Source organism: Polynucleobacter hallstattensis (assembly GCF_018881835.1).
GTDB classification, from domain to species: Bacteria; Pseudomonadota; Gammaproteobacteria; order Burkholderiales; family Burkholderiaceae; genus Polynucleobacter; species Polynucleobacter hallstattensis.
In genome coordinates, this window is the sequence record NZ_JACVPO010000002.1 from 221,698 (window position 1) to 247,259 (window position 25,562).

Annotated in this window: 28 protein-coding genes; 5 read left to right on the top strand and 23 right to left on the bottom strand. The window is 45.9% G+C overall.

The window, feature by feature from the left end; translation table 11 throughout:
* Window positions 1-3: 3 nt before the first annotated feature.
* From ICN26_RS07585 to ICN26_RS07685, 21 genes are all read right to left on the bottom strand, one after another.
* Complete coding sequence (locus ICN26_RS07585) at window positions 4-570, bottom strand: CvpA family protein (RefSeq protein WP_216267866.1); 567 nt, start codon at window positions 568-570, stop codon at window positions 4-6.
* Window positions 570-1,337, bottom strand: a complete 768-nt coding sequence (locus ICN26_RS07590) for an SPOR domain-containing protein (protein ID WP_216267867.1) — start codon at window positions 1,335-1,337, stop codon at window positions 570-572. Before ICN26_RS07590 ends, ICN26_RS07585 begins: the two co-directional genes overlap by 1 nt.
* A 3-nt stretch (window positions 1,338-1,340) precedes the next feature.
* On the bottom strand, window positions 1,341-2,666 hold the full coding sequence (folC, locus tag ICN26_RS07595; protein WP_216267868.1) for a bifunctional tetrahydrofolate synthase/dihydrofolate synthase: 1,326 nt from the start codon (window positions 2,664-2,666) through the stop codon (window positions 1,341-1,343).
* A 5-nt stretch (window positions 2,667-2,671) separates the two neighbouring features.
* Window positions 2,672-3,559, bottom strand: coding sequence for an acetyl-CoA carboxylase, carboxyltransferase subunit beta (gene accD, locus ICN26_RS07600; RefSeq protein ID WP_216267869.1), 888 nt, complete (start codon window positions 3,557-3,559; stop codon window positions 2,672-2,674).
* A gap of 22 nt (window positions 3,560-3,581) precedes the next feature.
* The gene (gene trpA, locus ICN26_RS07605) at window positions 3,582-4,379 is read right to left on the bottom strand and encodes a tryptophan synthase subunit alpha (protein ID WP_216267870.1); all 798 of its coding nucleotides are present in this window, start codon (window positions 4,377-4,379) and stop codon (window positions 3,582-3,584) included.
* Window positions 4,380-4,426: 47 nt separating this feature from the next.
* Window positions 4,427-5,620 carry a tryptophan synthase subunit beta gene (trpB, locus tag ICN26_RS07610; protein ID WP_215325002.1) on the bottom strand — a complete coding sequence of 398 codons (1,194 nt, stop codon included), beginning with the start codon at window positions 5,618-5,620 and terminating at the stop codon, window positions 4,427-4,429.
* 31 nt (window positions 5,621-5,651) lie between these two features.
* Entirely contained in the window at window positions 5,652-6,326 is a 675-nt protein-coding gene (locus ICN26_RS07615; protein ID WP_216267871.1) for a phosphoribosylanthranilate isomerase, read from the bottom strand.
* A gap of 40 nt (window positions 6,327-6,366) precedes the next feature.
* On the bottom strand, window positions 6,367-7,194 hold the full coding sequence (gene truA, locus ICN26_RS07620; protein ID WP_216267872.1) for a tRNA pseudouridine(38-40) synthase TruA: 828 nt from the start codon (window positions 7,192-7,194) through the stop codon (window positions 6,367-6,369).
* Window positions 7,195-7,200: 6 nt separating this feature from the next.
* The gene (locus ICN26_RS07625) at window positions 7,201-8,574 is read right to left on the bottom strand and encodes a FimV/HubP family polar landmark protein (protein WP_255534435.1); all 1,374 of its coding nucleotides are present in this window, start codon (window positions 8,572-8,574) and stop codon (window positions 7,201-7,203) included.
* A complete protein-coding gene (gene asd / locus ICN26_RS07630; RefSeq protein WP_216267873.1) occupies window positions 8,567-9,730 on the bottom strand; it encodes an aspartate-semialdehyde dehydrogenase in 1,164 nt (387 codons plus the stop codon). Before asd ends, ICN26_RS07625 begins: the two co-directional genes overlap by 8 nt.
* A gap of 52 nt (window positions 9,731-9,782) precedes the next feature.
* Window positions 9,783-10,856, bottom strand: coding sequence for a 3-isopropylmalate dehydrogenase (gene leuB, locus ICN26_RS07635; protein ID WP_216267874.1), 1,074 nt, complete (start codon window positions 10,854-10,856; stop codon window positions 9,783-9,785).
* A 24-nt stretch (window positions 10,857-10,880) separates the two neighbouring features.
* Window positions 10,881-11,528: a 3-isopropylmalate dehydratase small subunit gene (gene leuD / locus ICN26_RS07640; protein WP_216267875.1), complete on the bottom strand. Its 648-nt coding sequence runs from the start codon at window positions 11,526-11,528 to the stop codon at window positions 10,881-10,883.
* A 30-nt stretch (window positions 11,529-11,558) separates the two neighbouring features.
* Window positions 11,559-11,744, bottom strand: coding sequence for a hypothetical protein (locus ICN26_RS07645; protein ID WP_216860399.1), 186 nt, complete (start codon window positions 11,742-11,744; stop codon window positions 11,559-11,561).
* Window positions 11,745-11,777: 33 nt separating this feature from the next.
* Entirely contained in the window at window positions 11,778-13,187 is a 1,410-nt protein-coding gene (leuC, locus tag ICN26_RS07650) for a 3-isopropylmalate dehydratase large subunit (RefSeq protein ID WP_216267877.1), read from the bottom strand.
* A 20-nt stretch (window positions 13,188-13,207) separates the two neighbouring features.
* The gene (gltA, locus tag ICN26_RS07655; RefSeq protein ID WP_216267878.1) at window positions 13,208-14,521 is read right to left on the bottom strand and encodes a citrate synthase; all 1,314 of its coding nucleotides are present in this window, start codon (window positions 14,519-14,521) and stop codon (window positions 13,208-13,210) included.
* Window positions 14,522-14,603: 82 nt separating this feature from the next.
* Window positions 14,604-14,873 carry an FAD assembly factor SdhE gene (locus ICN26_RS07660; RefSeq protein ID WP_215353744.1) on the bottom strand — a complete coding sequence of 90 codons (270 nt, stop codon included), beginning with the start codon at window positions 14,871-14,873 and terminating at the stop codon, window positions 14,604-14,606.
* A complete protein-coding gene (locus ICN26_RS07665; RefSeq protein WP_215325017.1) occupies window positions 14,870-15,574 on the bottom strand; it encodes a succinate dehydrogenase iron-sulfur subunit in 705 nt (234 codons plus the stop codon). Before ICN26_RS07665 ends, ICN26_RS07660 begins: the two co-directional genes overlap by 4 nt.
* Before the next feature lie 17 nt (window positions 15,575-15,591).
* Window positions 15,592-17,370, bottom strand: a complete 1,779-nt coding sequence (gene sdhA, locus ICN26_RS07670) for a succinate dehydrogenase flavoprotein subunit (RefSeq protein WP_216267879.1) — start codon at window positions 17,368-17,370, stop codon at window positions 15,592-15,594.
* 4 nt (window positions 17,371-17,374) lie between these two features.
* Window positions 17,375-17,740, bottom strand: a complete 366-nt coding sequence (sdhD, locus tag ICN26_RS07675; RefSeq protein WP_216267880.1) for a succinate dehydrogenase, hydrophobic membrane anchor protein — start codon at window positions 17,738-17,740, stop codon at window positions 17,375-17,377.
* A gap of 24 nt (window positions 17,741-17,764) precedes the next feature.
* Window positions 17,765-18,184 (bottom strand): succinate dehydrogenase, cytochrome b556 subunit, encoded by a 420-nt coding sequence (sdhC, locus tag ICN26_RS07680; RefSeq protein ID WP_216267881.1) that lies wholly within the window; start codon window positions 18,182-18,184, stop codon window positions 17,765-17,767.
* Window positions 18,185-18,325: 141 nt separating this feature from the next.
* The gene (locus tag ICN26_RS07685; protein WP_216267882.1) at window positions 18,326-19,063 is read right to left on the bottom strand and encodes a GntR family transcriptional regulator; all 738 of its coding nucleotides are present in this window, start codon (window positions 19,061-19,063) and stop codon (window positions 18,326-18,328) included.
* Between the two features lie 148 nt (window positions 19,064-19,211).
* Here ICN26_RS07685 and ICN26_RS07690 point away from each other — a divergent pair, with 148 nt between their 5' ends.
* Window positions 19,212-20,201, top strand: a complete 990-nt coding sequence (locus tag ICN26_RS07690) for a malate dehydrogenase (RefSeq protein WP_216267883.1) — start codon at window positions 19,212-19,214, stop codon at window positions 20,199-20,201.
* Window positions 20,202-20,213: 12 nt separating this feature from the next.
* Entirely contained in the window at window positions 20,214-20,588 is a 375-nt protein-coding gene (locus ICN26_RS07695) for a hypothetical protein (RefSeq protein WP_216267884.1), read from the top strand.
* Window positions 20,589-20,671: 83 nt separating this feature from the next.
* On the opposite strand, the gene ICN26_RS07700 is transcribed toward ICN26_RS07695, so the two are convergent.
* A complete protein-coding gene (locus tag ICN26_RS07700) occupies window positions 20,672-21,883 on the bottom strand; it encodes a DUF2863 family protein (protein ID WP_216267885.1) in 1,212 nt (403 codons plus the stop codon).
* An 11-nt stretch (window positions 21,884-21,894) separates the two neighbouring features.
* A complete protein-coding gene (yaaA, locus tag ICN26_RS07705; protein WP_216267886.1) occupies window positions 21,895-22,671 on the bottom strand; it encodes a peroxide stress protein YaaA in 777 nt (258 codons plus the stop codon).
* Window positions 22,672-22,739: 68 nt separating this feature from the next.
* On the opposite strand from yaaA, the gene ICN26_RS07710 reads away from it, so the two are divergent.
* The 3 genes from ICN26_RS07710 to ICN26_RS07720 are packed head-to-tail and all read left to right on the top strand — an operon-like array spanning window position 22,740 to window position 25,547.
* Window positions 22,740-23,942 carry a methionine aminotransferase gene (locus ICN26_RS07710; RefSeq protein ID WP_216267887.1) on the top strand — a complete coding sequence of 401 codons (1,203 nt, stop codon included), beginning with the start codon at window positions 22,740-22,742 and terminating at the stop codon, window positions 23,940-23,942.
* Between the two features lie 41 nt (window positions 23,943-23,983).
* Window positions 23,984-24,691 (top strand): glutathione binding-like protein, encoded by a 708-nt coding sequence (locus tag ICN26_RS07715; protein ID WP_216268427.1) that lies wholly within the window; start codon window positions 23,984-23,986, stop codon window positions 24,689-24,691.
* 1 nt (window position 24,692) lies between these two features.
* Window positions 24,693-25,547, top strand: coding sequence for a 3-hydroxybutyryl-CoA dehydrogenase (locus tag ICN26_RS07720; protein WP_216267888.1), 855 nt, complete (start codon window positions 24,693-24,695; stop codon window positions 25,545-25,547).
* Window positions 25,548-25,562: the final 15 nt, after the last annotated feature.

Here is a 25,562-nt window from a genome sequence, read left to right on the forward strand (position 1 = left end):
TGCCTAGATCCCTATTTTTAATGAAGGTGTAATAGTGGGTGTAATTTTAGGCATTGCATCACCCAATCGCTTTGCCCAGTCAGCTGGCAACCAACCTTTAATCAAACCAGTCGCCATATCGATGGCCGGTCGAGTAATTGCCTTTTGCCAAGCGACGGTTTGAGGAATAGGAGTCAAGGCCGCTAATGTTGCCATCACAACTACAACTACACCGCCACGCGCTAAGCCAAAAACAAGGCCGAAAAACCGATCTGTCATGCTCAATCCAGCAGACAAAATAATCTTTTGGATCACATTACCGATCAAACCACAGACTATCAAGGTAAGAATAAATAGAATCAGAAAGCTCACACCTAGACTCAATAGCTCATCCATATGAAAAGTAGATAACCATTCAACAGAAAGGTAGTTTGTATAGTGATAAGCAACCCAAGCCGCTATAAACCAAGAGGCTAGTGCTAGCACCTCTTTAAAAAGACCTCTAGAAATCCCCACCAAAGCAGAAACCAATAACACTACCAGGGTGAAGTAATCCACTGTGGTTAACTTCAGGGCGGACAAATATTCCATTAAGGGGCTTCCACCTCAACTAGCCTTGGAGACAATCCCATAGCTTTGAGTTTTTTCTCAGCAACTTCAGCTGCGTCCTGATCGGTAAAAGGGCCCGCTCTTAATAAAAAAAGTTTTACACCGTCAGCGCCGGTTTTATTTGAAACGTAATTAGGAATCTTTTGATCTTTCATCTTAACTATCCAGCCCTTAGCTCGCTCTTCAGATGCAAAAGCACCAACCTGAATAACATATTTACCAGGCCCCGCTTTTTTTGGAAGTTCTTCAGTTTTTGATTTGGTGATTGCCTCTGGCGCGACGATGACTTCTTCACCAGCAGCTAAGCCACTAATAGAATTTGTTTTGCTTACCGTAGGGGATGATTTCGCTACAACTTCTTTGGATGGAGTGGGTGCTTTTTCTTTCGCCGCTGTTTCAACAACAGCAACCGATTTTACCTTCTCATCATTTACGGGTATCACAGCGCTAGGGACAGGCAGACTAGTCACAATATTCACAGCAATATCGTTATTTACAGACTTGGGCTTGTTATCCAAAATACGAGGAAGACCAACTACTGCAATTAACACTAGGACAGCCGCACCAATCAGACGATGACGTGCGCGTTGCTGATCAGGATCTTCTGTAAATGCTAGCTCTTCGTTTTCTTGAGCACGCTGAAAACTGCGGGGGGCTAATTTATTGACTGTACGACGACCCCTCACAGAAGCCCGATCAAGGTCTTCAGTCTCAGAGTTTCGCTTAAAAAGCTGCGGTAAACGAATCATGGATCAATGGGCCTGGTTATTTCGATATGCCATTACTCCGGCAACGGTATAGAAGGATCCGAAGATAACAATTCTATCACCCTCACCGGCCTTAGAAAGCGCTTTTTGATACGCTGTAGCAGGATCTGGGAAGCACTCAATGCCACCATCTTCGCCGTTTTTGACGGACACGCCCAGATCCACCAGCTTCTCAGATAGTGCCGCCGCACTAGCGGCGCGTGGAGTTGGTAAATCAGTGCAAAACCAGAAGTCCACACTATTTAACAGTGGCTTAATAACCCCAGCAATGTCCTTATCCGCCATTGCGCCAAAAATGGCATAGGTGTAGGGGTGGTAGCCCATCTTATCCAAGCCTTGGCCTAAGGTCGCTGCTGCATGGGGATTGTGGGCAACATCTAAAACGATCGTTGGCTGGCCTGGCAACACCTGAAAACGACCTGGTAACTCCACCATAGCAAAGCCATTGCGAATATCCTGTGCACTAACTGGCAGTCGCTGATGCAAAGCCATCAATGCAGCAATTACAGCGGATGCATTCAGAATCTGATTGGCGCCTCGTAATGCGGGGTAGCCTAGACCGCTAAAGCGTTTTTGACGCCCTGCCCAACCCCACTGCTGCTTATCACCCTGAAAGTTATAGTCACGGCCCTGAAGCCATAAGTCACAACCGAGTTTTTCAGCGTGATCAATCAAAGTTTGTGGGGGCACGGGATCACCACAGACTGCAATACCGCCAGCTCGGAAAATGCCCGCTTTTTCAAAACCAATTGCCTCACGTGTACCACCCAAAAAATCGGCATGGTCTATATCAATACTCGTGACAATCGCACAATCTGCATCAACAATATTGACCGCATCCAAACGGCCACCCATACCAACTTCAAGCACTACTGCATCTAATAGAGCCTTTGAAAATAAATGCATGATCGCCAAGGTGGTGAACTCAAAATACGTTAAGGTTGGCGCATCCACTAAGCTAACGCGAGCTTTTTCAACAGCTGCAAAATGCTCTAGCAAAAGATCATCTTTTACCTCATCACCGTTAATGCGAGCACGCTCGTTAAAGACGAGTAAATGTGGAGACATATGGCAACCAACCTTGTAGCCAGACGCTAGCAAAATACTCTCAAGATAGGCGCAAGTAGAGCCCTTGCCATTGGTGCCGGCCACGGTAATAACAGGGCAATCAAAGTGCAGGCCTAGCGCGTCTTTAACACGATTAATTCGAGCAAGACCCATATCGATACCAACAGGATGGGCTGTTTCGAGGTGACTAAGCCAAGCCGTTAAGCTAGAAAACAGGATGGGAGTTTGGAGGGCTAGATTCAAGCGCTTTATACAGCTGCGCTACCCGCAATCGCAGGCTCAGGGAGTTGCTGTAGCAAGGCCAACAAACGGGCAATCTCACCTCGCATCTGCCGACGATCAACGATCATATCGATACCGCCTTTTTGCATCAAAAACTCAGAGCGCTGAAAACCTTCTGGTAATTTTTCACGCACGGTTTGCTCGATCACGCGCGGACCAGCAAAGCCAATTAAAGCCTTTGGTTCGGCCATCACCACATCGCCCATAAACGCAAAGCTGGCAGAAATCCCACCCATGGTTGGGTCTGTTAAGACGCTGATGTAGGGCAAACCTTTTTTAGAGAGCAGCGTTAGCATCGAGTTAGTCTTCGCCATCTGAAAAAGAGAAAGCAAGCTTTCTTGCATACGCGCACCACCAGTGGCGGTCACGCAAATAAAAGCACACTTCTTAGCAATGGCTTCCTGTACGCCGCGAGCAAAACGCTCACCCACCACCGAACCCATTGAGCCACCCATGTATTGGAATTCAAAACAGGCCGCAACCACTGGAATACTTTCAATCTTTCCACCAAGAACAATTAAGGCTTCGGTTTCGCCGGAGGCATCACTAGCTTCTTTTAGGCGATCGGGATACTTTTTGGAATCTTTAAATTTGAGTGGGTCGATTGGGTAAATATCGGCGCCAATCTCATAGCGGCCTTTTGGATCTAAAAGACTGTCGAGGCGTTGGCGGGCGCCAATGCGCATGTGATGACTACATTTTGGACAAACCGATAAGTTTGCTTCGATATCAGTGCTGTAGAGTACAGTTTCACAGCTAGGGCACTTAACCCAAAGTCCTTCAGGAACAGACTTGCGATTAGCAGGGTCTGTATGTTGAATTTGCGGGGGTAGTAATTTATCGATCCAGCTCATCAGTATTTAACTATCCAGTGCATTAACTATCTAAAGCGACGCGAATTTCACGAATGAAGGTTTCGAGTGATTGTACCGCTTGGCCAGGGGCAGAATCCTCCAAAAGACGAATAATTCGACTACCAATCACCACCGCATCAGCGGTTTTTGATACCGCACGGGCACTTTCAGCGTCATTAATACCAAAACCGACTGCGATCGGAATTGACGTAGCCTCACGGATTTTAGGAATAATGCTGGCCACATCCTGAGTATTCAGATGAGATGCGCCAGTTACTCCGCGCATAGAGACATAGTAGATATAACCAGAAGCTATTTTAGCTGCGTCCTTTATACGCTCTGGTGATGAAGTGGGAGCCAATAGAAAAATAGGATCAACCCCCGCTGCCCGCATTTGCTTAGCAAAATCTTCACACTCCTCTGGAGGATAGTCCACGATCAAGACACCATCAACGCCGGCAGCTTTGGCTTCCGTTGCAAAGCGCTCGGCTCCCATCTGTTCGACTGGATTGGCGTAGCCCATTAAAACAACTGGTGTAGCGGTATCGGCTTTACGAAACTCTTTCACCATTTCTAGGCAAGCACGAAGAGTGACGCCTTTTGTAAGCGCTCTTTCAGACGAGCGTTGAATAACAGGACCATCAGCCATCGGATCAGAAAATGGCACCCCAAGCTCAATGACGTTAGCGCCACCACGAACTAGTGCATGCATTAATTCAACAGTGAGTTTTGGATCGGGATCGCCAGCAGTAATAAAGGGGATCAGACCTTTTTTTCCGCTAGCTTTCAATTCATTAAAGAGTGCAGTAATTTTTGACATGGAAATTCGTATCTATTCTTGTATGTGACCTAATGATGAACTATGGATTAGCCCTCGGAACCAGTAGCTTGTGCAACGGTATGCATATCCTTATCACCTCGACCAGATAAGTTCACCAAGATCGTTTTATCTTTGGGGAGCGTGGGCGCTAATTTGCATGCATAGGCAATCGCATGAGCAGATTCTAGGGCAGGAATAATGCCTTCAATACGGCAGCAATCATGAAAAGCCTTCAATGCTTCTTCATCAGTTATTGCTACATAGTCAGCGCGGCCCGAGTCCTTTAACCACGCATGCTCAGGACCAACGCCAGGGTAATCCATGCCAGCAGAAACCGAATGTGTTTCTGATATCTGTCCATTTTCATCTTGCAAAAGATAGGTACGATTGCCGTGCAATACACCTGGCTTTCCAACGCAAAGGGCTGCTGAGTGAAGGCCACTATTGAGGCCATGGCCTGCAGCTTCAACGCCAATTAATTTTACTTCTGGGAAATCAATGTAGGGGTAAAAAATACCCATAGCGTTAGAACCGCCGCCAACGCAGGCCATGACATAGTCAGGCTGACGCCCAGTCATTACAGGCATTTGTATTTTGCACTCTTCCCCAATCACACTTTGAAAGTCTCGGACCATCATTGGGTAGGGATGGGGTCCAGCGACAGTGCCAATAATGTAGAAGGTATCTTCCACATTAGTAACCCAATCACGCATTGCTTCATTTAGGGCATCCTTCAGCGTCTTCGTTCCAGATTCAACAGGCACCACTTTTGCGCCAAGCAATTTCATACGAAACACATTTTGCGCTTGACGTGCTACGTCCACAGAACCTTGGTACACAGTGCAATCTAAACCGAAACGAGCACAAATAGTTGCAGTAGCGACACCATGCTGCCCTGCTCCAGTCTCAGCAATGATACGAGGCTTGCCCATGCGCTTAGCCAGCATAGCTTGACCGATCACGTTGTTAATTTTGTGTGCGCCAGTGTGATTCAAATCTTCACGCTTAAGATAAATTTGAGCGCCGCCTAAAATCTCGCTCCAACGTTTAGCGTGATAGACCGGTGATGGGCGACCTACAAAATGCTTTAGCTCATAATGAAATTCTTCTAAGAATTCTGGATCGTATTGATATTTTGCATAAGCTGCCTTGAGCTCATCCAAAGCAAACATCAGCGTCTCAGAAACAAATACGCCACCGTAAGGACCGAAGTGTCCTCGTGCATCTGGCTTATCGTACATAAATACCTCTTTTATTAGTTACAGCAAATGATTAGGTTGGCGTGCTTGCATCTGCTGCACGCACTGCCTCGATAAACTCTTTCATCAAGGCGTGGTCTTTTACACCTTTGCTGATTTCTACGCCACTAGAGACGTCAACCGCGCAAGGATGTAGACGAGCAATAGCTTCGCCCACGTTGTGAACGCTCAATCCACCACTCAAAACGACCCGAGGCGCGTTTGCGCTTATCCATGCTTGTGGAATTCCTGACCAATCAAAAGGACTGCCTCCTCCTCCATAGCCCTCAACGAGCGCATCGAGCAAAAGAGCATTTGCTTGCCTATATTGTAGGGAAAAATCATCAAACGCGAAGCCTGCCCCAACACGTGCAGCCTTCATCCAGGGCTGACCTGCAGCTAAGCGTTGGCATTCCTCAGGTGACTCATCCCCATGAAACTGCCACAAAGTAATAGGGGCAGCGGCCCTAATAGCCTCAAATTCAGCATCGGTAGCGTTTACCACCAATCCCACAGCATCAACCCCTGCTGGAAGCCTAGAAATCAATGCGGCAGCTATATTGGGAGTAACGGCCCTAGGACTTGGGGGGTAAAACACGAATCCGAGGGCATCTACACCAGAGGCTGTAGCAGCGTCGACGTCACTCGGCGTCTTGAGGCCGCAAATTTTGACCCTAGTTCGGTCTGGAGAGTTTGTTATTAAGCCCATATGGGGAAATGATAAGGGTCTAGAGCTCTTAAAGACACATTTAAACGAAAATCGCCTTAGGTAACCAAGAATTTGAAAGCCATGGTTTAGGGATATTAAATTCTTCCGGATAGGCAATTTGCGCTAAATAGAGGCCTGCAGGTGAAAATGTGGGTGCTGCAACACTACGATTTTTTGCGGCCAAAATTTCGGCCATCCAATGAGCTGATTGTTTGCCTACGCCAATTTGGATGAAGCTCCCTACTAAGTTGCGAACCATGTGATGCAAGAAGGCATTGCCTGTGATCCTAAAATATAGCCAGGGCTCATTCGAGAAGATTTCAATGGAATAGATGGTCTTCACTGGAGTCTTGCTTTGACATTCTGAGGAACGAAAAGAGGTGAAATCATGCTCACCAATCAAGCATTTAGCAGCGGATCTCATTGCATTGATATCAAACCAGCGATCTGCTGGAAGCATCACATAACCAGCGCGATCAGCAGCCATGGGAGAGCGGCAAGGCCCTGCATGCAATGCATAGATATAAGTACGCTCGTAAGCAGAATAGCGAGCACTAAATTCATCCGCAACTGGTTGCGCCCAATTAATCACAATCGACTCTGGTAGGAAGGCATTAACGCCCCTCACCCAAGACCAGTTATCTCGCTCAACCTCGACATCAAAGTGGACAACCTGACCCAATGCATGAACGCCGGCATCTGTTCGACCGGCAGTAACTACGCGAATAGGGGGAGAGTTCTGGGCGTCATTACCAACAAATGAGATAATAGCCCTCTCTAATTCATCCTGAACAGTAGGCTGATTGACCTGTGTCTGCCAACCAGAAAAAGCACTGCCGTCATACTGAAGTCCTAGGGCAATGCGCATCAAAGTTTAGCTATTACTCTGCGGAAGCTCGGCTAATACACCTCGCGCTTCAACCACGATTTCAGGGTCGATTGATGCGCCAATACGCACGATCTCTTCAAGTGATTTCTTAGCGGCAGAAAAATCTTCAATGGTGATGTAGGCTCGGGCTAGATTTAATCTCACCCTCAGCTCATCTGGCGTCAGATCTGATGTGGAAGGCTTGGCAACAGGCAAATCCAGATTAATGCTTCCGAACAATGCCTTAGCTTTATCGGAGATGCCCTCATGGTGAGTATGGTCACCAGCATAGTGATCAGTCGATGTAGATTGCCCCTGCTCGTGCTCGACTGGGTAGTCACGAGCATGGATATGAGGTGAAGAATTTTTACGCGAATTGCTAATAAAGAACCAAATCAAAAGACCCGTAACTAAAACAAAAGCCAATAAACCAAGAAAAACTGCCTTTACGTTAAACCCACTTTTTTCAGAATCCAGTACCTCTGAGGCACCTTGAGGTTCAGCTAATAATTTTTTTAAATCTGAAATATTCTTCTCTAGCTCTTGCGCTCTAGCATTAGTTTGTTCGAGAATTTTTTCTTGTGCCACTATCTCTTCTGTAATGCGCTTAGTATCTGCATCCCGGTCTCCACTAGAGCCGATCTTTAAACGATTTGCAGAGTTAACAACATCATCAACCTTAACTTCTACGCTAGCCAAGTCACTCTTTTTCTCAGACCATTGCTGCGCCGCCGTGTCTACAAAATCCTTCGCAAGCTTAGAATCAATCGCTTGTACTGCGGCAGGGTCAGGAATCAAGAGCTCTGAGCCAGCACGCAAACGATTAATATTGCCGCCCGCAAAAGCATCCGGATTGGCTTGATATAAAGCCATCATTTTCTGATCGATCGAAAACTCTGGTGAAGCTGGATCCATCTGTGAAGCAATCGAAGACAGGGTTTGTCCAGGCTCTACGATGAACTTCGGAATAGTCCCATTCAAAAATGTATATATTCTAGTAATCGAGCCTGTAGACCAATTTAAGGTGAGCAATAAATCTACAAAGATATCCTCAGAGATCGGTACAGCTTTTACCGTTTCTACCAAAACCATCAAGCGACCATCCTTTGATCGGTACACCATCACTTGGGCATTGAAGTCCAAAATTTTAGGTGAAATACCGAGCCGCTCATATGCGCTTGCCGATGGTATTGATGCCGATAAAGTGCTTAAAAGAGCTTGCTCATCTGAAGATAATTCAATGGGCACCTCGATTCGAAGACTTTCGCCGGGATTAGATACTAAATTTGCCTTGCCCAATGACACGGCAAAAACACTAGTTGATAGTGCAATGCCAATAAAACTAGCAAAGATAAATTTCAGCATCTGAGTATTAGGCATTGCTATCCAATAAAATTCTTAACATTCGACGCAAGGGCTCGGCAGCTCCCCACAAAAGTTGATCGCCCACAGTAAAAGCACCAAGATATTCAGGACCCATGGCCATCTTATGCAATCGTCCGATAGGTACCGTCAATGTGCCGCTAACAGCTGCTGGAGATAATTCACGCTCAGTAGTCTCGCGATCATTTGGGACCACCTTGACCCATTGATTGTCATTGGCCAATATCGCCTCGATCTCTTTGAGCGGAATATCTTTTTTGAGTTTAACGGTGAGGCCTTGTGAGTGGCAGCGCATCGCACCAACACGGACACATAAACCATCAACGGGAATGCTGCCCGGGGTTCTAAACGCAGGTCGACCTAAGATCTTATTAAATTCGGCGCCGCCCTTCCACTCTTCTTTAGTTTGACCGTTCTCGACGGGGACATCAATCCAAGGAATCAAACTTCCTGCTAAAGGAGTATTGCGGAAGTTTTTCTTTGGAAAATCTGGTGAACGTAATGTCTCAGTGATTTTTCGATCAATATCCAGTATCCAAGAAGAAGGGTCAGCCAATTCAGTAGCTACGCTGTCGCGCAATGAGCCCATTTGCAACAAGAGTTCGCGCATATTTTGGGCGCCGGCACCTGAAGCTGCCTGGTAGGTCATGGCGCTAATCCACTCGACCATATCAGCCTTAACCAAACCACCCATAGCCATCATCATTAAACTGACTGTACAGTTACTGCCAATCCAGTTTTTTCCACCAGCAGCTAATGCTTTATCAATCACTGGACGATTCACTGGATCTAAAATTAAGACCGCATCATCCTTCATGCGTAAAGCGCTAGCGGCATCAATCCAGTGACCCTGCCAACCAGCGGAACGTAGCTGAGGAAAAATTTCATTAGTGTAGTCACCACCCTGACAAGTCAGAATAATGTCGCAACGCATTAGTGCTTTGACATCATTTGCATCGAGCAAAGTATTTTCACTCTGAGTCACTTTTTGACCATTTAAGAGTGGCACTTCACCGCCAGCCTGACTAGTGCTAAAAAATACGGGCTCAATCAGGTCAAAATCCTTTTCAGCCAACATTCTCTCCATGAGAACGCTACCAACCATACCCCGCCATCCAACTAAGCCGACTAAAGGTGTTTTTGTATTTGACATGATGAGCAACTATCTATTCAGTGTGATGAAATATTTTTAATATCAGTAATTCTTATTTTGTAAGAGCTGCAACTACAGCGTCACCCATTTCAACAGTGGATACTTTTTTTGTACCCTCGGTAAAGATATCGGAGGTACGCAGCCCCTGAGATAAAACCTGCTGAACTGCTGCCTCAATACGATCGGCTTGAGCAGGCATACCTAAAGAGTAGCGCAGCATCATGGCAGCAGAAAGAATGGTTGCCAATGGATTAGCAATGCCCTTACCAGCGATATCGGGTGCGGACCCATGACTTGGCTCATACAAGCCTTTATTGTTTTTATCCAATGAAGCGGATGGCAACATGCCAATTGAGCCAGTCAACATCGAAGCTTCATCTGAAAGAATATCGCCAAACAAGTTACCAGTCACCACCACATCAAATGCTTTGGGCGCTTTCACTAATTGCATAGCAGCGTTATCAACATACATATGTGTTAACTCAACATCGGGATAATCTTTGCCAACACGAATCATGACATCACGCCACAACTGTGAAGTCTCTAAAACATTGGCCTTATCCACACTGCATACCTTTTTGCCACGCTTACGGGCAGCTTCAAACGCTACACGGCCAATACGCTCTACTTCAGGCTCGCTGTAATGCATCATGTCGAAGCCTTCACGTGCGCCCTTAAACAAAGGTAATTCAGAAGTGCGAATACCACGTGGCTGACCAAAATAGATGTCGCCGTTCAGTTCGCGAATAATCAATATATCCAGGCCGCTAACAATTTCAGGCTTCAAACTGGATGCAGCAGTAAGCTCGTCATAGCAAATAGCAGGCCTAAAATTAGCAAACAGCTCAAGATGCTTGCGCAAACCTAAGATGGCTTGCTCTGGACGGAGTTCACGAGCCAAGGCATCATATTTCCAGTCACCCACAGCACCAAACAAAATAGCATCTGCTTTTTTAGCAAGCTCTAGAGTCGCAGGCGGCAATGGATGCCCAGCGACATCATAAGCAGCACCGCCAACAGGTGCTATCTCCAAGTCAAATTTAGGGCCGAGCGCGTTTAGCACCTTAACGGCTTCAGCAACGATTTCCGGGCCGATGCCATCGCCCGGTAGGACTGCAATTTTCATGAAAAGGCCTTTAACTCTGTAAAACTACGGCAGTTGTGTAGCGAGCCAAGGCATCTTGAGAATGCGCTCAGCTTCGTAAGCCTTGATTTTATCTGCATGTTGCAGGGTTAAGCCAATATCGTCTAAGCCGTTCAGCAGGCAATGCTTTCTGAATGGCGCCACATCAAAGCTATAAGCAGTTCCATCAGGCAAGATGACCTGCTGGGCCTCTAGATCAATTGTGAGCTGATAACCACTAAAAGCCAGAGTTTCGTTAAATAAATGGTCTACCTGTAGCTCTGAGAGAGCAATCGGTAAAAGGCCATTTTTAAAGCAATTATTGTGAAAGATATCCGCAAAACTAGGGGCAATGACCGCTCTAAAGCCATACTGATCTAAAGCCCAAGGTGCGTGCTCACGGGAGCTGCCACAGCCAAAGTTCTTACGGGCCAGCAAAATTCCGGCATCTTTATACCGTGGCTGGTTTAAAACGAAATCTGGATTGATTGGGCGTGCGCTGCAATCTTGACCAGGCTCACCATGATCCAGATAACGCCATTCATCAAACAAATTCTGGCCAAAACCTGTTTTCTTAATTGATTTTAAGAACTGCTTGGGAATGATGGCATCGGTATCCACATTTTCGCGATTAAGCGGGGCTACCAAGCCTTTGTATACCGTAAATTTTTCCATAGTGGTCTTTACTGAATATCGACTGTGCGCTTATTTGACTGGCGTCACAACAACATCTTTCCCTTGAGTTTGGGATTGATTAGGTGTGTTGGAATTTTTACTTCCTCCCATAGAGTTACCCATGGTTTGAAGGTCTTTACCAACGCCTTCCATCGTATTTGCGCAAGCAGAAAGGATGATGCCGATGACAGCAACTATCGTCAATTTTTTAATCATTGTGAAAGAAGACCATTTAAACACTGTTACTCCTTAAGAAATCTTACGAACATCAACAAAATGCCCTTCAATCGCAGCAGCAGCAGCCATCGCTGGGCTCACCAAGTGCGTTCTACCGCCATTACCTTGGCGACCTTCAAAGTTACGATTCGATGTAGATGCACAACGCTCACCAGGCTCAAGGCGATCGGCATTCATTGCCAAACACATAGAGCAACCAGGCTCACGCCACTCAAAACCAGCAGCTTTAAAGACACGATCTAAGCCTTCGCGCTCAGCCTGGGCTTTTACCAATCCAGAGCCAGGGACTACTAATGCCAGCTTCACATTAGCGGCCACCTTCTTACCAAGACGATCAACTACCTTGGCGGCAGCACGAATATCTTCAATACGACTATTGGTACAAGATCCGATAAATACTTTATCTATAGAGATATTGCTTAATGGCGTATTGGGCACTAGACCCATATATTCAAGCGCACGCTCCATTGCAGAACGCTTGTTTGCATCACGCTCTTTTTCAGGATCAGGAACGCGCTCACTAATGGCCAACACCATTTCTGGCGAAGTCCCCCAAGTCACTTGAGGAGCAATTTCTTCTGCACGTAATTCAACTACCGCATCAAACTGTGCCTCTGAATCTGAATGAAGGGAGCGCCAGTATTGCAAGGCATGACGCAAAGCCTCGCCTTTAGGGGCGTAAGGTCTACCTTGAATATATTCGATCGTGGTTTCATCAACAGCCACAAGTCCAGCACGAGCACCAGCTTCAATGGCCATATTACAAACAGTCATCCGACCTTCCATGGAGAGGTTGCGAATGGCCTCACCAGCAAACTCAATGGTGTAACCAGTTCCGCCAGCAGTACCGATCTTACCAATCACGGCAAGGACAATATCTTTCGCAGTAGAACCTGGCTGAAGGCGTCCATCCACTCTAACTAACATGTTCTTGCTTTTTTTCATTAGCAAAGTTTGGGTGGCTAATACATGCTCAACTTCAGATGTCCCAATACCAAAAGCCAGTGCACCAAAGGCGCCATGCGTACTGGTATGTGAATCACCGCAGACCACCGTCATACCCGGCAAGGTTGCACCCTGCTCTGGTCCAATAACGTGAACAATCCCTTGACGGGTATCGTTCATTTTGTATTGCGTAATACCAAAGGCGTCGCAATTTTGATCCAGCGTATCTACTTGTAGCTTAGATATAGGGTCAGCGATTCCTTCAGAGCGATCCGTTGTCGGAACATTGTGATCTGAAACAGCCAGATTGGCAGAGATACGCCACACTGGACGATTGGCTAGATTAAGTCCTTCAAAAGCCTGAGGGCTGGTTACTTCATGCAATAACTGTCGATCTATATAAATCGTGGCCGTGCCATCTTCTTCAGAATAGACGACATGGTCATCCCACAATTTGTCGTAAAGCGTACGTGACATGAATACCCTCGAAAACTTTTTTATTTACGAACAGAAATGTTGGGAACCTTGCGTGAAGTTTCTCCAACATATAACTGACGTGGACGGCCAATCTTGTACTCAGGATCCGTAATCATTTCTTCCCACTGAGCAATCCAACCTACTGTTCTCGCCAATGCAAATACACAAGTAAACATTTCAGTTGGAATACCTAAAGCACGCTGAACGATTCCAGAATAAAAGTCGACGTTTGGATAGAGCTTGCGGCTGACAAAATATTCATCTTCCAAAGCAATCTTCTCAAGAGTCATGGCTAGTTTGAATAATGGATCATTCTCCAAGCCTAGCTCTTTCAATACTTCATAGCAAGTTTCACGCATGAGTTTTGCACGCGGGTCGAAATTTTTGTAAACACGATGACCAAAGCCCATCAAGCGAACGCTAGAGTTCTTATCTTTGACCTTAGCAATGAACTCGTGAATCTTATCTACGCCACCACTAGCTTGTATTTCATTTAGCATCTCTAAGCAAGCTTCGTTTGCACCACCGTGTGCTGGGCCCCAAAGGCAAGCAATACCAGCAGAGATAGCAGCAAATGGATTAGTGCCAGAGGAGCCACACAAACGTACCGTTGAGGTAGAAGCATTTTGCTCATGGTCAGCATGCAGGATAAAGATGCGGTCCAAAGCGCGTACCAATACTGGATTCACTTTGTACTCTTCGCAGGGTGTTGCGAACATCATGCGCATAAAGTTGGCCGTGTAAGACAAAGAGTTATCTGGATAGATAAATGGCTGCCCTACAGAGTATTTATAGGACATTGCAACCAAGGTTGGCATCTTGGCAATCAGACGAATCTGCGCAATTTCGCGCGCCTTAGGCTGACTGTAATCAATTGCGTCATGGTAGAAAGCTGCCATCGCACCAACTAAGCCAGTTAATACAGACATTGGGTGCGCATCGCGACGGAAACCGCGCAAGAAGAATTGCATTTGTTCATGAACCATTGTGTGGTGCATGACCAAATTCTCGAAATCTTTTTTCTCGGTAGCATTGGGTAACTCACCGTTGATCAAAAGATAACAAACTTCCAAGAAATCACAGTTATGCGCAAGATCTTCAATTGGGTAACCACGATAGAGCAACTCACCTTTATCGCCATCAATGTAAGTGATTTTGCTATTACAAGAAGCGGTAGATAAAAAACCTGAGTCGTAAGTGAACTTGCCGGTTTGACCGTAAAGTTTACGAATATCAATTACATCGGGACCAACGGTGCCTTTATAAATTGGCAAGTCGATATCTGGTGTGCCGTCCGAAAACGATAATTTTGCCTTGATGTCCGATTCAATCATTTCTAATCCTTAGTCATTCAAATTGATGATTACTGCATTGTGTGATCACGCATCTAAACTACAACTGCAACACCATGCTGAATTATTTCTGTCTCAGCTTTTGTAATACCGCCTTAAAAGAGTCTTCTTGAGACTCTTTTTCCAATCCCACCACAGAATCCCTGCGACCAATTAAAATGTCCATCAAGTCATTGTCTTCCAGAGCAAATAACTGGCTCAATACTTTTCCATCTTCTGCGCTTATTTGAGAGCCATAGCGCTCAAAAAAACGCTGCAGAATCAGATCGTTTTCAAGCAAACCCCTGCGGGCATCACTCTTTAAACGATATAACTCTGCATTACTGAGGGTCATACAGCCCTACGTACCATCAATTCCTTGATCTTTCCAATTGCCTTGGTCGGATTGAGATGCTTAGGACAAACGTCCACGCAGTTCATGATGGTATGGCAGCGGAATAAACGGTATGGGTCTTCCAAGTTGTCTAAGCGCTGTGCTGTATCTTCATCTCGGCTGTCTGCAATAAATCGATATGCCTGAAGCAAACCAGCAGGACCGACAAACTTATCTGGATTCCACCAGAAAGATGGGCATGAAGTTGAGCAGGAGGCACACAAGATGCACTCATATAAACCATTCAACTCTTCACGCTCTTCAGGACTCTGGAGACGCTCTTTCTCTGGGAATGGATTGTCATTAACCAAGTAAGGTTTGATAGAAAGATATTGCTTAAAGAACAAAGTCATATCCACAATCAAATCACGCACCACTGGTAAACCAGGCAATGGGCGCAAGGTAATGACTTTAGGCAGGGTCAACATATTGGTTAAGCAAGCCAATCCGTTCTTGCCATTAATGTTCATAGCATCTGAGCCACAAACACCTTCACGACATGAGCGGCGATAGGAGATACTTTCATCTTGTTTCTTTAAAGAAATCAAGGCATCCAGTAACATACGTTCACCAGTTAACTCGAGCTCATAGCGCTCCATGCGTGGAGCAGCATCGACATCTGGATCGTAGCGGTAAATTTCAAATACACGAATATCACTCATTTTTAATTTCTCTTCGCTTAGAAAGTACGTTCTTTAGGAGGGAAAGACTCAACAGTCAATGGCTTGAGGACAACCGGCTTATAGTCAAGTTGGTTACCTTTGCTATACCAAAGTGTGTGCTTCATCCAGTTGTCATCATCACGATGTTGATGATCATCATGTGAATGCGCACCACGACTTTCTTTACGGGCAGCCGCTGAAATCATAGTCGCGTTTGCAGCTTCAATTAAGTTCGCAACTTCTAAGGCTTCAATACGCGCCGTATTGAAAATTTCAGACTTGTCTTTTAACCATAAGTGTTTAGCGCGCTCTGTCAACTTCGCCATTTGACGAACACCCTCGTCCATCAACTCTTGATTGCGGAACACGCCAGCGTATTTCTGCATAGTCTTGCGAATATCGTTTGCAACATCTTGCGCATACTCACCAGAAGTAGATTCGTCAAGAGCGGCAATACGAGCCAGAGTTTGTTCACCAGCATTTGCAGGCAATGGTTTGAATTCGCGATTCTTTAGATCCATTGCAACAATATGGTTACCTGCAGCACGACCGAATACCAATAGGTCAAGCAATGAGTTCGTGCCCAAACGGTTTGCACCGTGCACAGATACGCAAGAGCACTCACCAATTGCATACAGGCCATTAACAATGTCGTTATGTTTGCCATTACCTGGTACCACTACTTGTCCGTTGATATTGGTAGGAATGCCGCCCATCTGATAGTGGATGGTTGGTACCACTGGAATAGGCTCTTTGGTCACATCAACGTTAGCAAAGTTAATACCGATTTCATAAACCGAAGGTAAACGCTTCATGATGGTCTCGGCACCAATGTGCGTTAAGTCAAGAACTACATAATCGCCATTTGGGCCACAACCGCGCCCTTCTTTGATTTCCTGATCCATACAGCGTGACACGAAATCGCGTGGCGCTAAGTCTTTATAAGTTGGAGCATAACGCTCCATAAAACGCTCGCCATCCTTATTACGCAAGATACCGCCTTCACCACGACAACCTTCAGTCAACAACACACCAGCACCAGCTACGCCAGTTGGGTGGAATTGCCAGAACTCCATGTCTTCTAATGGAATGCCTGCGCGTGCTGCAAGACCCATACCGTCACCAGTATTAATAAATGCGTTTGTCGATGCATCCCAAATACGACCAGCACCGCCAGTAGCCATCATGACCACTTTGGTTTCTAAAATATAAACTTGGCCTGTTTCCATTTCGAGCGCAGTAACCCCAACGACATCACCAGCGTCATCACGAATGAGATCCAGAGCTAACCACTCAACGAAGAAGTTTGTTTTTGCGCGAACATTTCGTTGGTACAAGGTGTGCAACATGGCATGGCCAGTACGATCAGCTGCAGCGCAAGCACGTTGCACAGGCTTCTCACCATAATTGGCTGTATGTCCACCAAAAGGACGCTGATAAATTGTGCCGTCTGGATTGCGATCAAAAGGCATGCCGAAGTGCTCAAGCTCATAAACAACTTTTGGAGCTTCGCGGCACATAAACTCGATCACGTCTTGGTCACCCAACCAATCCGAACCTTTGATCGTGTCGTAAAAATGATAGTGCCAGTTATCTTCACTCATGTTACCGAGCGATGCACCGATACCGCCTTGAGCAGCAACCGTGTGTGAACGTGTTGGGAAAACCTTAGTTAATACCGCAACATTTAGGCCGGCCTCTGCTAACTGCAAAGAAGCACGCATGCCCGAACCACCTGCACCGATAATTACCGCGTCGAAGCGACGGCGTGGTAACACTTTTTTAATCGCGGTCATTGAATTACACTTTCCACAAAATTTGTACGGCATAGGCCGCACAGGCAACTAGATATAAAACAGTTAACACTTGGAGTGTTAAACGAATGCTGACAGGCTTGATGTAGTCCATCCAAATATCACGAATACCAATCCAAGCGTGATAGAACAGGCTGATGAAAAACAACAGCGTCAGGAGCTTCATGAACTGGTTACTAAATAAAGCAGCCCAACCCTCATAAGTTGCGCTACCAGTGATGCAGTAGTCCACCAAAAAAACAATCGTAAAAACCACCATCACGATCGCTGTAGCACGCTGAATGATCCACTCTTTGAGGCCGTAGTGGGCCCCAACAACTAAGCGCTTAGGTCCAATTTGATAAATAGGCATTCGATTTCCTTAATGAATAAGTGCTTAATACAAGCCAAAAAGTTTGAGGCCAACAATCGCAGTTAGAGCAAGACCTAAGAAAAACACAAAGATCGCAGAGCGATTGGCATCAGCCTTTTCAACGCCAATTTCCAAATCCAACAAGAGATAGCGGATTCCAGCACAGAAATGGTGCAAAAAGGACCAAATTAATCCAAGAAGTATGATTTTTACAAGCGGATGACCGGTAATTGCCTGAAAGGTTTGATAGCTCATCTCAGAAGCCAGGCTTTGATCTAAGAGATAAAGCAAGAACGGCAACATCAAGAACAGTGCCGCTCCGCTGATTCGGTGAAGAATAGAAACTTTTCCAGCCCAAGGAAGGCGGTACTTGATTAACTGAGCAAGACCAATATTTCGGTAAACCGGTCTATCTTTTTTTACATTTTGCTGTGTGTCAACCATGGGTAATCTCAATCTTTCGGTGGAGGTTTAGTGTGGTTTTGTTGTGTTGCAACATATTCTATTAGAAACCTAAGGATGGTGGGGACTTTTTAGCGTTTAAAGGTGTTAAAAACTGGTTTTTACTGATTTTGAGTGTACTACCTAGTTCAATTTATTGTCGTAATGCTGCCCATTAGTGTCATATCTTGCGTGTCGAATTTCTACTGGTTTATTCCCGTAGGTGAAAGCCACACGTTCAACAGAAAGTAAGGCCGTACCCTCTGAAACTTGTAGGTGTTTGGCAAGTTCTGAGCCAGCTAGGACGGCCTTGATTTTTTCCTCAGCACGAACCATATGGGTGGCATATTCACACTCATAAAAGGCATACATTGGGCCCGGCCAAGCATTGAGCATCTCTAGATTTAAGCCTTTAAAGCGGGCCTCTGGCAGCCATATTTCTTCAAAAACGATTGGTCGACCTCCAGAACTTTGCACTCGGTCGATCCGAATAATCGAATCACCTGGCTTTAACTTCAGCAACTGAGCAATATGGGGATCTGATTGGATGTTCTCGCAGGCTAAAAACTGGTTTTTCAGGTGTAACTTCTCACCAGAATCAGGCTCTAAACGCAAAAAACGATATTGAAAGTCTTCCTCTTGATGGGTTGCTACAAAGGTGCCCTTACCTTGACGGCGTATTAGCAAGTTTTGGGCAGCTAACTCATCAATAGCCTTGCGCACAGTCCCCTGACTCACTGCATAGCGCGCTGCAAGCTCCATCTCGCTGGGGATTGCATCACCAGGTAACCATTCTGAGGCCTGCAAACTCGCCAGAATCATGGCTTTAATTTGCTCATAGAGTGGGCTAAACGAGGCAATTGGTTCGGATATAAGGGACAAATTAGCTCCAGTACAACTGATGTTGGATAAAATTGAGGCTTATCTCATATCTTATATAAGACATGATTGACAGTGTAAATGGAAAGTCCATACACTTGAATGGATAATAGAAAAAATAGTTAATTAACCTCAACTGGAGTTATTAGTAATGGCAAAAGCCCCAATGCGTGTTGCAGTCACCGGTGCAGCCGGTCAAATCGGATATTCCCTCCTCTTTCGTATCGCTAATGGCGATTTATTGGGCAAAGATCAGCCAGTAATCCTTCAATTACTAGAAATTCCAGACGAAAAAGCTCAAAAAGCTCTAGCCGGCGTAATGATGGAGCTCGAAGACTGTGCTTTCCCCCTATTGGCAGGTATGACAGCCCACTCCGATCCAATGACAGCGTTCAAAGATATCGATGTTGCTTTATTGGTTGGCGCACGTCCACGTGGCCCAGGCATGGAGCGCAAAGATTTACTCTCAGCCAACGCGCAGATTTTCACAGCGCAAGGCAAGGCATTAAACGCCGTAGCCAAGAAAACAGTCAAAGTATTAGTAGTTGGCAATCCAGCAAATACGAACGCCTATATCGCCATGAAATCAGCCCCAGATATTCCTGCGAAGAATTTCACAGCAATGCTCCGCCTAGATCACAACCGCGCGCTCTCACAATTGGCTAACAAGTTAAACAAGCCTGTTGCTGATATTGAGAAACTCGTTGTATGGGGTAACCATAGCCCTACCATGTACCCAGACTATCGCTTTGCGACCATCAATGGTAAGTCTGTAAAAGACAGCATCAACGATGCAGCATGGAATAAAGATACTTTCATTCCAACAGTGGGTAAACGTGGCGCCGCCATTATTGAAGCGCGTGGCCTGTCTTCTGCAGCATCTGCAGCTAATGCCGCAATTGATCATGTGCGCGATTGGGTTCTCGGCACAAATGGTAAGTGGGTCACTATGGGTATTCCATCTAAAGGCGAATACGGTATTCCTGCTGAAGTAATCTACGGCTATCCAGTAGTTTGCGAGAATGGCGAATACAAGATGGTTGAAGGTTTAGAAATTGATGAGTTCTCTCGCGAACGCATGAATCACACGCTCAACGAATTGCTCGAAGAGCAAGCTGGCGTTAAGCATCTTCTCTCTTAAGGATTTATGCACATGAAGCAAACCCTTCTAATCGCTAGCTTAGTTGTAGCCGCCCTTTTAGGATCCGCCCCAGCTGCCGCTAGCGAGGAAGTATCCACTTGGACTTGTAGCGAAAGTAAGCAATTCAAAACTTCCGGAACAACTGAAACGGTTCGCCTCACTTGGGAATCGAAGACGTTTGACTTGAAACGCGAAAATTCTTTACCAGGAAGCTTGCGTTATAAAAATACCAATACCGGACACGATCTTGTGGTGCTGGGTAACAAGGCAATGCTATTCAATATTAAGTCTGGAACTCGCCTGGCTGATTTCTGCCAAACAGCAGAAATGAAAACTGGCAAGCTCCCGCACCTGTTTGCGAATTCAGAGCCCTTTGTTCAGAACTAGAAGTAGTGCTTCATAGTAAAAAAGCCGAGACATTCTCGGCTTTTTTATTAACATCTTTCAGTTTTAAAACTGACTGAATTGGTTTAATGAAACAAGGGTTGCTGTATCGGTGCATCATCTGGCAACTCAGCATGCACAGCATCACCCGATCGGTCCGGGAATAGCGGCGCTCCACAGTCATCACAAAGCTCCGGGTCAAAGAGCATCGCATGGCGAAAGACGTCTTCAACACCAGCATTTCGAAGCGCATCTGCAATTCGCTTCATCGGGCTTTCATCATCAGATAAATCATTGAGTGCATCATTGGCAACACTCTCGCGATCGTACAAAGGCCAAATTACTCCGTACACCACTTCGGAAGAGCCTTTTAAGCTAAAAGAAATTCGATACTCATCAGCCTGATCTTCGCCAAAAGCCCCCACTACGCAGGACAATCCCGCAGGCATCACTCCAAGAGTACTCTCCAGAAAATTCGCAGCAGCTCGAATACTCAGTGGACGTACTTGCTTATCCGCCAATCGACAGTTAGTGAAATACGCCTCCGGCAATAGGAGTTCAAACTCACAACCCGGTAAGAGTGCGGCAATAGGTTCTTGCATCGCGTTTTGCCAACCAATTAAGCTCACGCCCCGCTCTTGACGTGTTGGCACCTCAGCTTGCCATCGGAATAAGGGCATTCCAGATGGAGCAGCAACGGCGGCGATGATGAAACGTGGATCAGCTAAAACCGCGATCGTCTCTGACATATCGCGCAGCTCTAACTTCACTTCACTGGCGGTAATGGCGGCGGTAGCTAAAGCCTCGGTTAGCAAACGTGTTTGGCAATGGGAGTGCGGCATTTGATCAATGCTGTAGAGCCAAGGAACAATCGCCAAGCGTGTATCGCTAGAAGCTATTGAGCTATGCAATGCAGCGGCAGTAGATTCAATCACATTCACCGGTAATGCCCCAGAAGGAATCTGATAACGGGTGTGTGCAACGATTGGCAAAGCTAAGAGCAACACATCCCAATTCTGACCCTCATGCTCCATCACTAAGGATTCAGCCAGCGTCTCAGCACAATCAGCAAGTACCTCAAAGGCCAGCGTATTAATTCGAAAAGTTTGATCTAAGGATGCGTCGATCACATTTTGATTTTGACTTTTGAGCAGGCGCATTAAGCGAACATTTAAGCGCTCTTCCCAAAATTGATCTTCAATATGACTCCCAGAAGCTGCTAAAGAGATAGCATCAGCTACTAGGCGCTCAACATCTGGCGAAGCACGTTGTGAGGATTTAGTGCGATGAACAGCCATGGTGCACTCTCCTACTTTCTTTCGGGACGTCTAAATAACGGTTTTTCTGGCTTGGATTCGGAGGCAACGAATTTATAACCATCCAAATTGAAACCCTTTAAATCTGCGGGATCGGTAATCCGATTGTCAACTACATAGCGGGCCATCAACCCCCTGGCTCGCTTGGCATAGAAGGAGATAATTTTGTATTGACCATCCTTACCATCTTGAAATACTGGAGAAATCACCGGGCAATCCAAGTTTTTAGCTTGCAACACCTTGAAATATTCTTCAGAAGCTAAATTGAGAAGTACAGGCTTCTTTTGTTGCTCTAACAGCTTCTTTAGCGACTCAGTTACACGCTCACCCCAAAAAGCGTAAAGATCCTTCCCTCGGGCATTCTTAAAGGAAGTGCCCATCTCCAAGCGGTAAGGCTGCATTAAATCTAGGGGGCGAAGAGCGCCATACAAGCCTGACAAGATGCGAAGATGATCTTGGGCAAAATCCATGGCTTTGGAATTTAGTGTCTTGACGTCAAATCCGTCGTAGACGTCGCCATCAAAAGCATAAATAGCCGGCTTACTATTGGCATCCGTAAATTTCTTAGACCAATCGCGGTAACGGCCCACATTCAATGCAGCCAACTGGTCAGAGAGACCCATCAAATCGGCGACCTCTTGAGGTGAGAGCTTCTTGAGATCAGCTATCAACTTGGCTGATTCTGAGACAAACTCGGGCAAGGTTGGAGCCTTGACCTTAGCTGGGGTTTTGTAATCTAGGGATTTCGCGGGTGAAAGGACGATCAACATGGCACAATTTGAAGATGAATTTCTACCATTCTAGCGACTCCCTCCCTTATTTGCCCTAAACCGCCTGCATGGATCAAAACCTCGCCCTCAGCCTAGACTTTCCAAGTCGCCTACCCAAGGTGGGCACAACCGTGTTTACGATCATGTCAGCCCTCGCTGCAAAGCATCAGGCTATTAACTTAGGGCAAGGTTTTCCGGACTTTCCCTGCGATCGAAATCTCATATCCGAGGTTCATGCGGCAATGCTGGCTGATCACAATCAATATCCGCCCATGATGGGGATTGCAGGATTACGCCGGGGGGTGTCACAAAAAATATCCGCTTTATATGATCATGACTACGACCCCGATACAGAGATCACGATAACTGCCGGTGGTACCCAAGGCATCATGACGGCCATTTTGTGCTGCGTCAGTCCAGGCGATGAAGTTGTCATCATAGAACCCGCTTACGATAGCTATCGCCCATCGATTGATCTGGCGGGCGGCAAAACCGTTGCCGTCTCTTTGACTGCTAATCGCGATGATCAAGACATGGTGAGTTCTTATTCAATACCCTGGGATGATCTAGCAAAAGCAATCAATACAAAAACGCGACTCATCATGATCAATACCCCGCACAATCCAACCGGCATGGTGTGGCAGGCATCCGATCTTGAGCGCCTAGCAAAGTTAGTCAAAAATACGAATGCGTTGATCTTAAGTGACGAGGTCTACGAGCACATGGTGTTTGATGGACAACAACACACCAGTATCGCAAGTCACCCTGAATTAGCAGCACGTAGTTTTCTGATTTCCAGTTTTGGTAAAACCTATCATGTCACCGGCTGGAAGATGGGCTATGTAGCAGCGCCTGCAGCGATGATGAAAGAGTTTCGCAAGGTGCATCAGTTCAATGTGTTCACAGTGAATACGCCAATGCAATATGGTCTTGCAGAGTATCTCAAGAACCCAGAACACTACTTGGGATTGCCGGCTTTTTATCAAACCAAGCGAGATTACTTTAGACAAGGTTTACAGCAAACCAAGTTCAAGCTATTGCCAGCGCCAGCAAGCTATTTTCAGTGTGTGAATTACACCAAACTAGGTTTCCCCCAAGCTCAGTTAAGCGAAGCAGATTTTTGCTCCTGGTTAACTACCGAGATTGGCGTAGCAGCTATTCCAGTCTCCGCTTTTTATGCCAAGCCAGTAGAGTCAGGTGTAATCCGTTTTTGTTTTGCTAAAGAAGAAAAAACGCTTCTAAATGCATTAGAGCGTTTACAAACCCTGTAGAAAAGGAATGAATCGTGGCGATAAGCAAATCCAATAAAGACATCATTGATGTGTATAGCTGGCCAACACCAAATGGCCATAAGGTTCACATCATGCTCGAGGAGTGTGGCTATAAGTTAGGCAAAGACTGGATTGCCCATCCAATTGATATTGGTGCTGGCGATCAGTTTAAAAAAGAATTCTTGGCAATCAGCCCAAATAACAAGATTCCAGCCATGACCGATCCAAATGGCCCCGATGGTAAGCCCATCCATCTATTTGAATCTGGCGCAATCTTGCTATACCTAGCCGCTAAAACGGGAAAGTTTTTACCTAAATCTACCCGAGGCAAATATGAGGTGCTGCAATGGCTCATGTTCCAAATGGGGGGCTTGGGGCCGCTTTTAGGGCAAAACCACCACTTTCGAATCTATGCCCCGGAGAAAATTGAGTACGCGATTAATCGCTACACCAATGAAGCTAAGCGTTTATATGGAGTAATAGATCACCAACTGAAAGATAATTCTTATATTGCCGGGAAAAGTTACTCCATTGCGGACATTGCTATCTATCCTTGGACGCGTAACTGGAAGAACCAAGGCATTGATATCAATGAGTATCCTCATTTCAAGCGTTGGTTTGAAATGATTGGTAGGCGCCCTGCCGTTCAGCGTGGCGTTGAAGTGTTAACTGCATTACGTAAACCCTTGCACGATGACAAAGCAAGAGAACAATTATTTGGCTCATCACAGTATCAAAAAAGGAAATAGCATGAAGATTCAATCGGTGGGAGTCATTGGGGCGGGTACGATGGGTAATGGCATTGCGCAGGTCTGTGCAGTTGCCGGCCTTGATGTCGTCATGGTTGATATCAGCGACGCCGCCGTTGAGCGGGGCTTAAATCAAATTAGCAAAAGCTTAGATCGCTTGGTGAAAAAAGAAACACTTACCAATGAGAACAAAGATGCTGCACTTAAACGCATCAAAGGTGGAACTTCATATGCCGACTTCAAGGGACTTCAACTAGTCATTGAGGCTGCTACTGAGAATCAAGCTATCAAAGAAAAGATTCTGAAGCAGGTTGATGAGATCGTTAGTAAAGAAACCATTATTGCCACCAATACCTCCTCACTCTCTATCACTAAGCTGGCCGCCTTAGATTCCAATCCTAGCCGTTTTATTGGTATGCACTTTTTCAATCCGCCACCGATGATGGCATTGGTTGAAGTGATTCGAGGCTTACAAACTTCAGACACAACCCACGCTGCCATTATTGAAATGGCCAAGCGAATTGGTAAAGAGCCTATTACCGTCAAGAACTCTCCTGGCTTTGTGGTGAACCGTATTTTGTTGCCAATGATTAATGAAGCTTTCTTTGTTTTGCACGAAGGCCTTGCTAGTCCCGAAGATATCGATGCCGGTATGAAATTGGGTTGTAATCAGCCAATTGGTCCACTCGCTTTAGCCGACTTAATTGGCCTTGATACCTGCTTAGCCGTGATGGAAGTCTATTTTGAGAACTTCAGCGACTCTAAGTATCGTCCTTGCCCTCTGCTGCGAGAGATGGTTGCCGCTGGCTACCTCGGCCGCAAATCTGGGCGCGGTGTCTATACCTACGATCAATAATTTTTCAATTCGCAA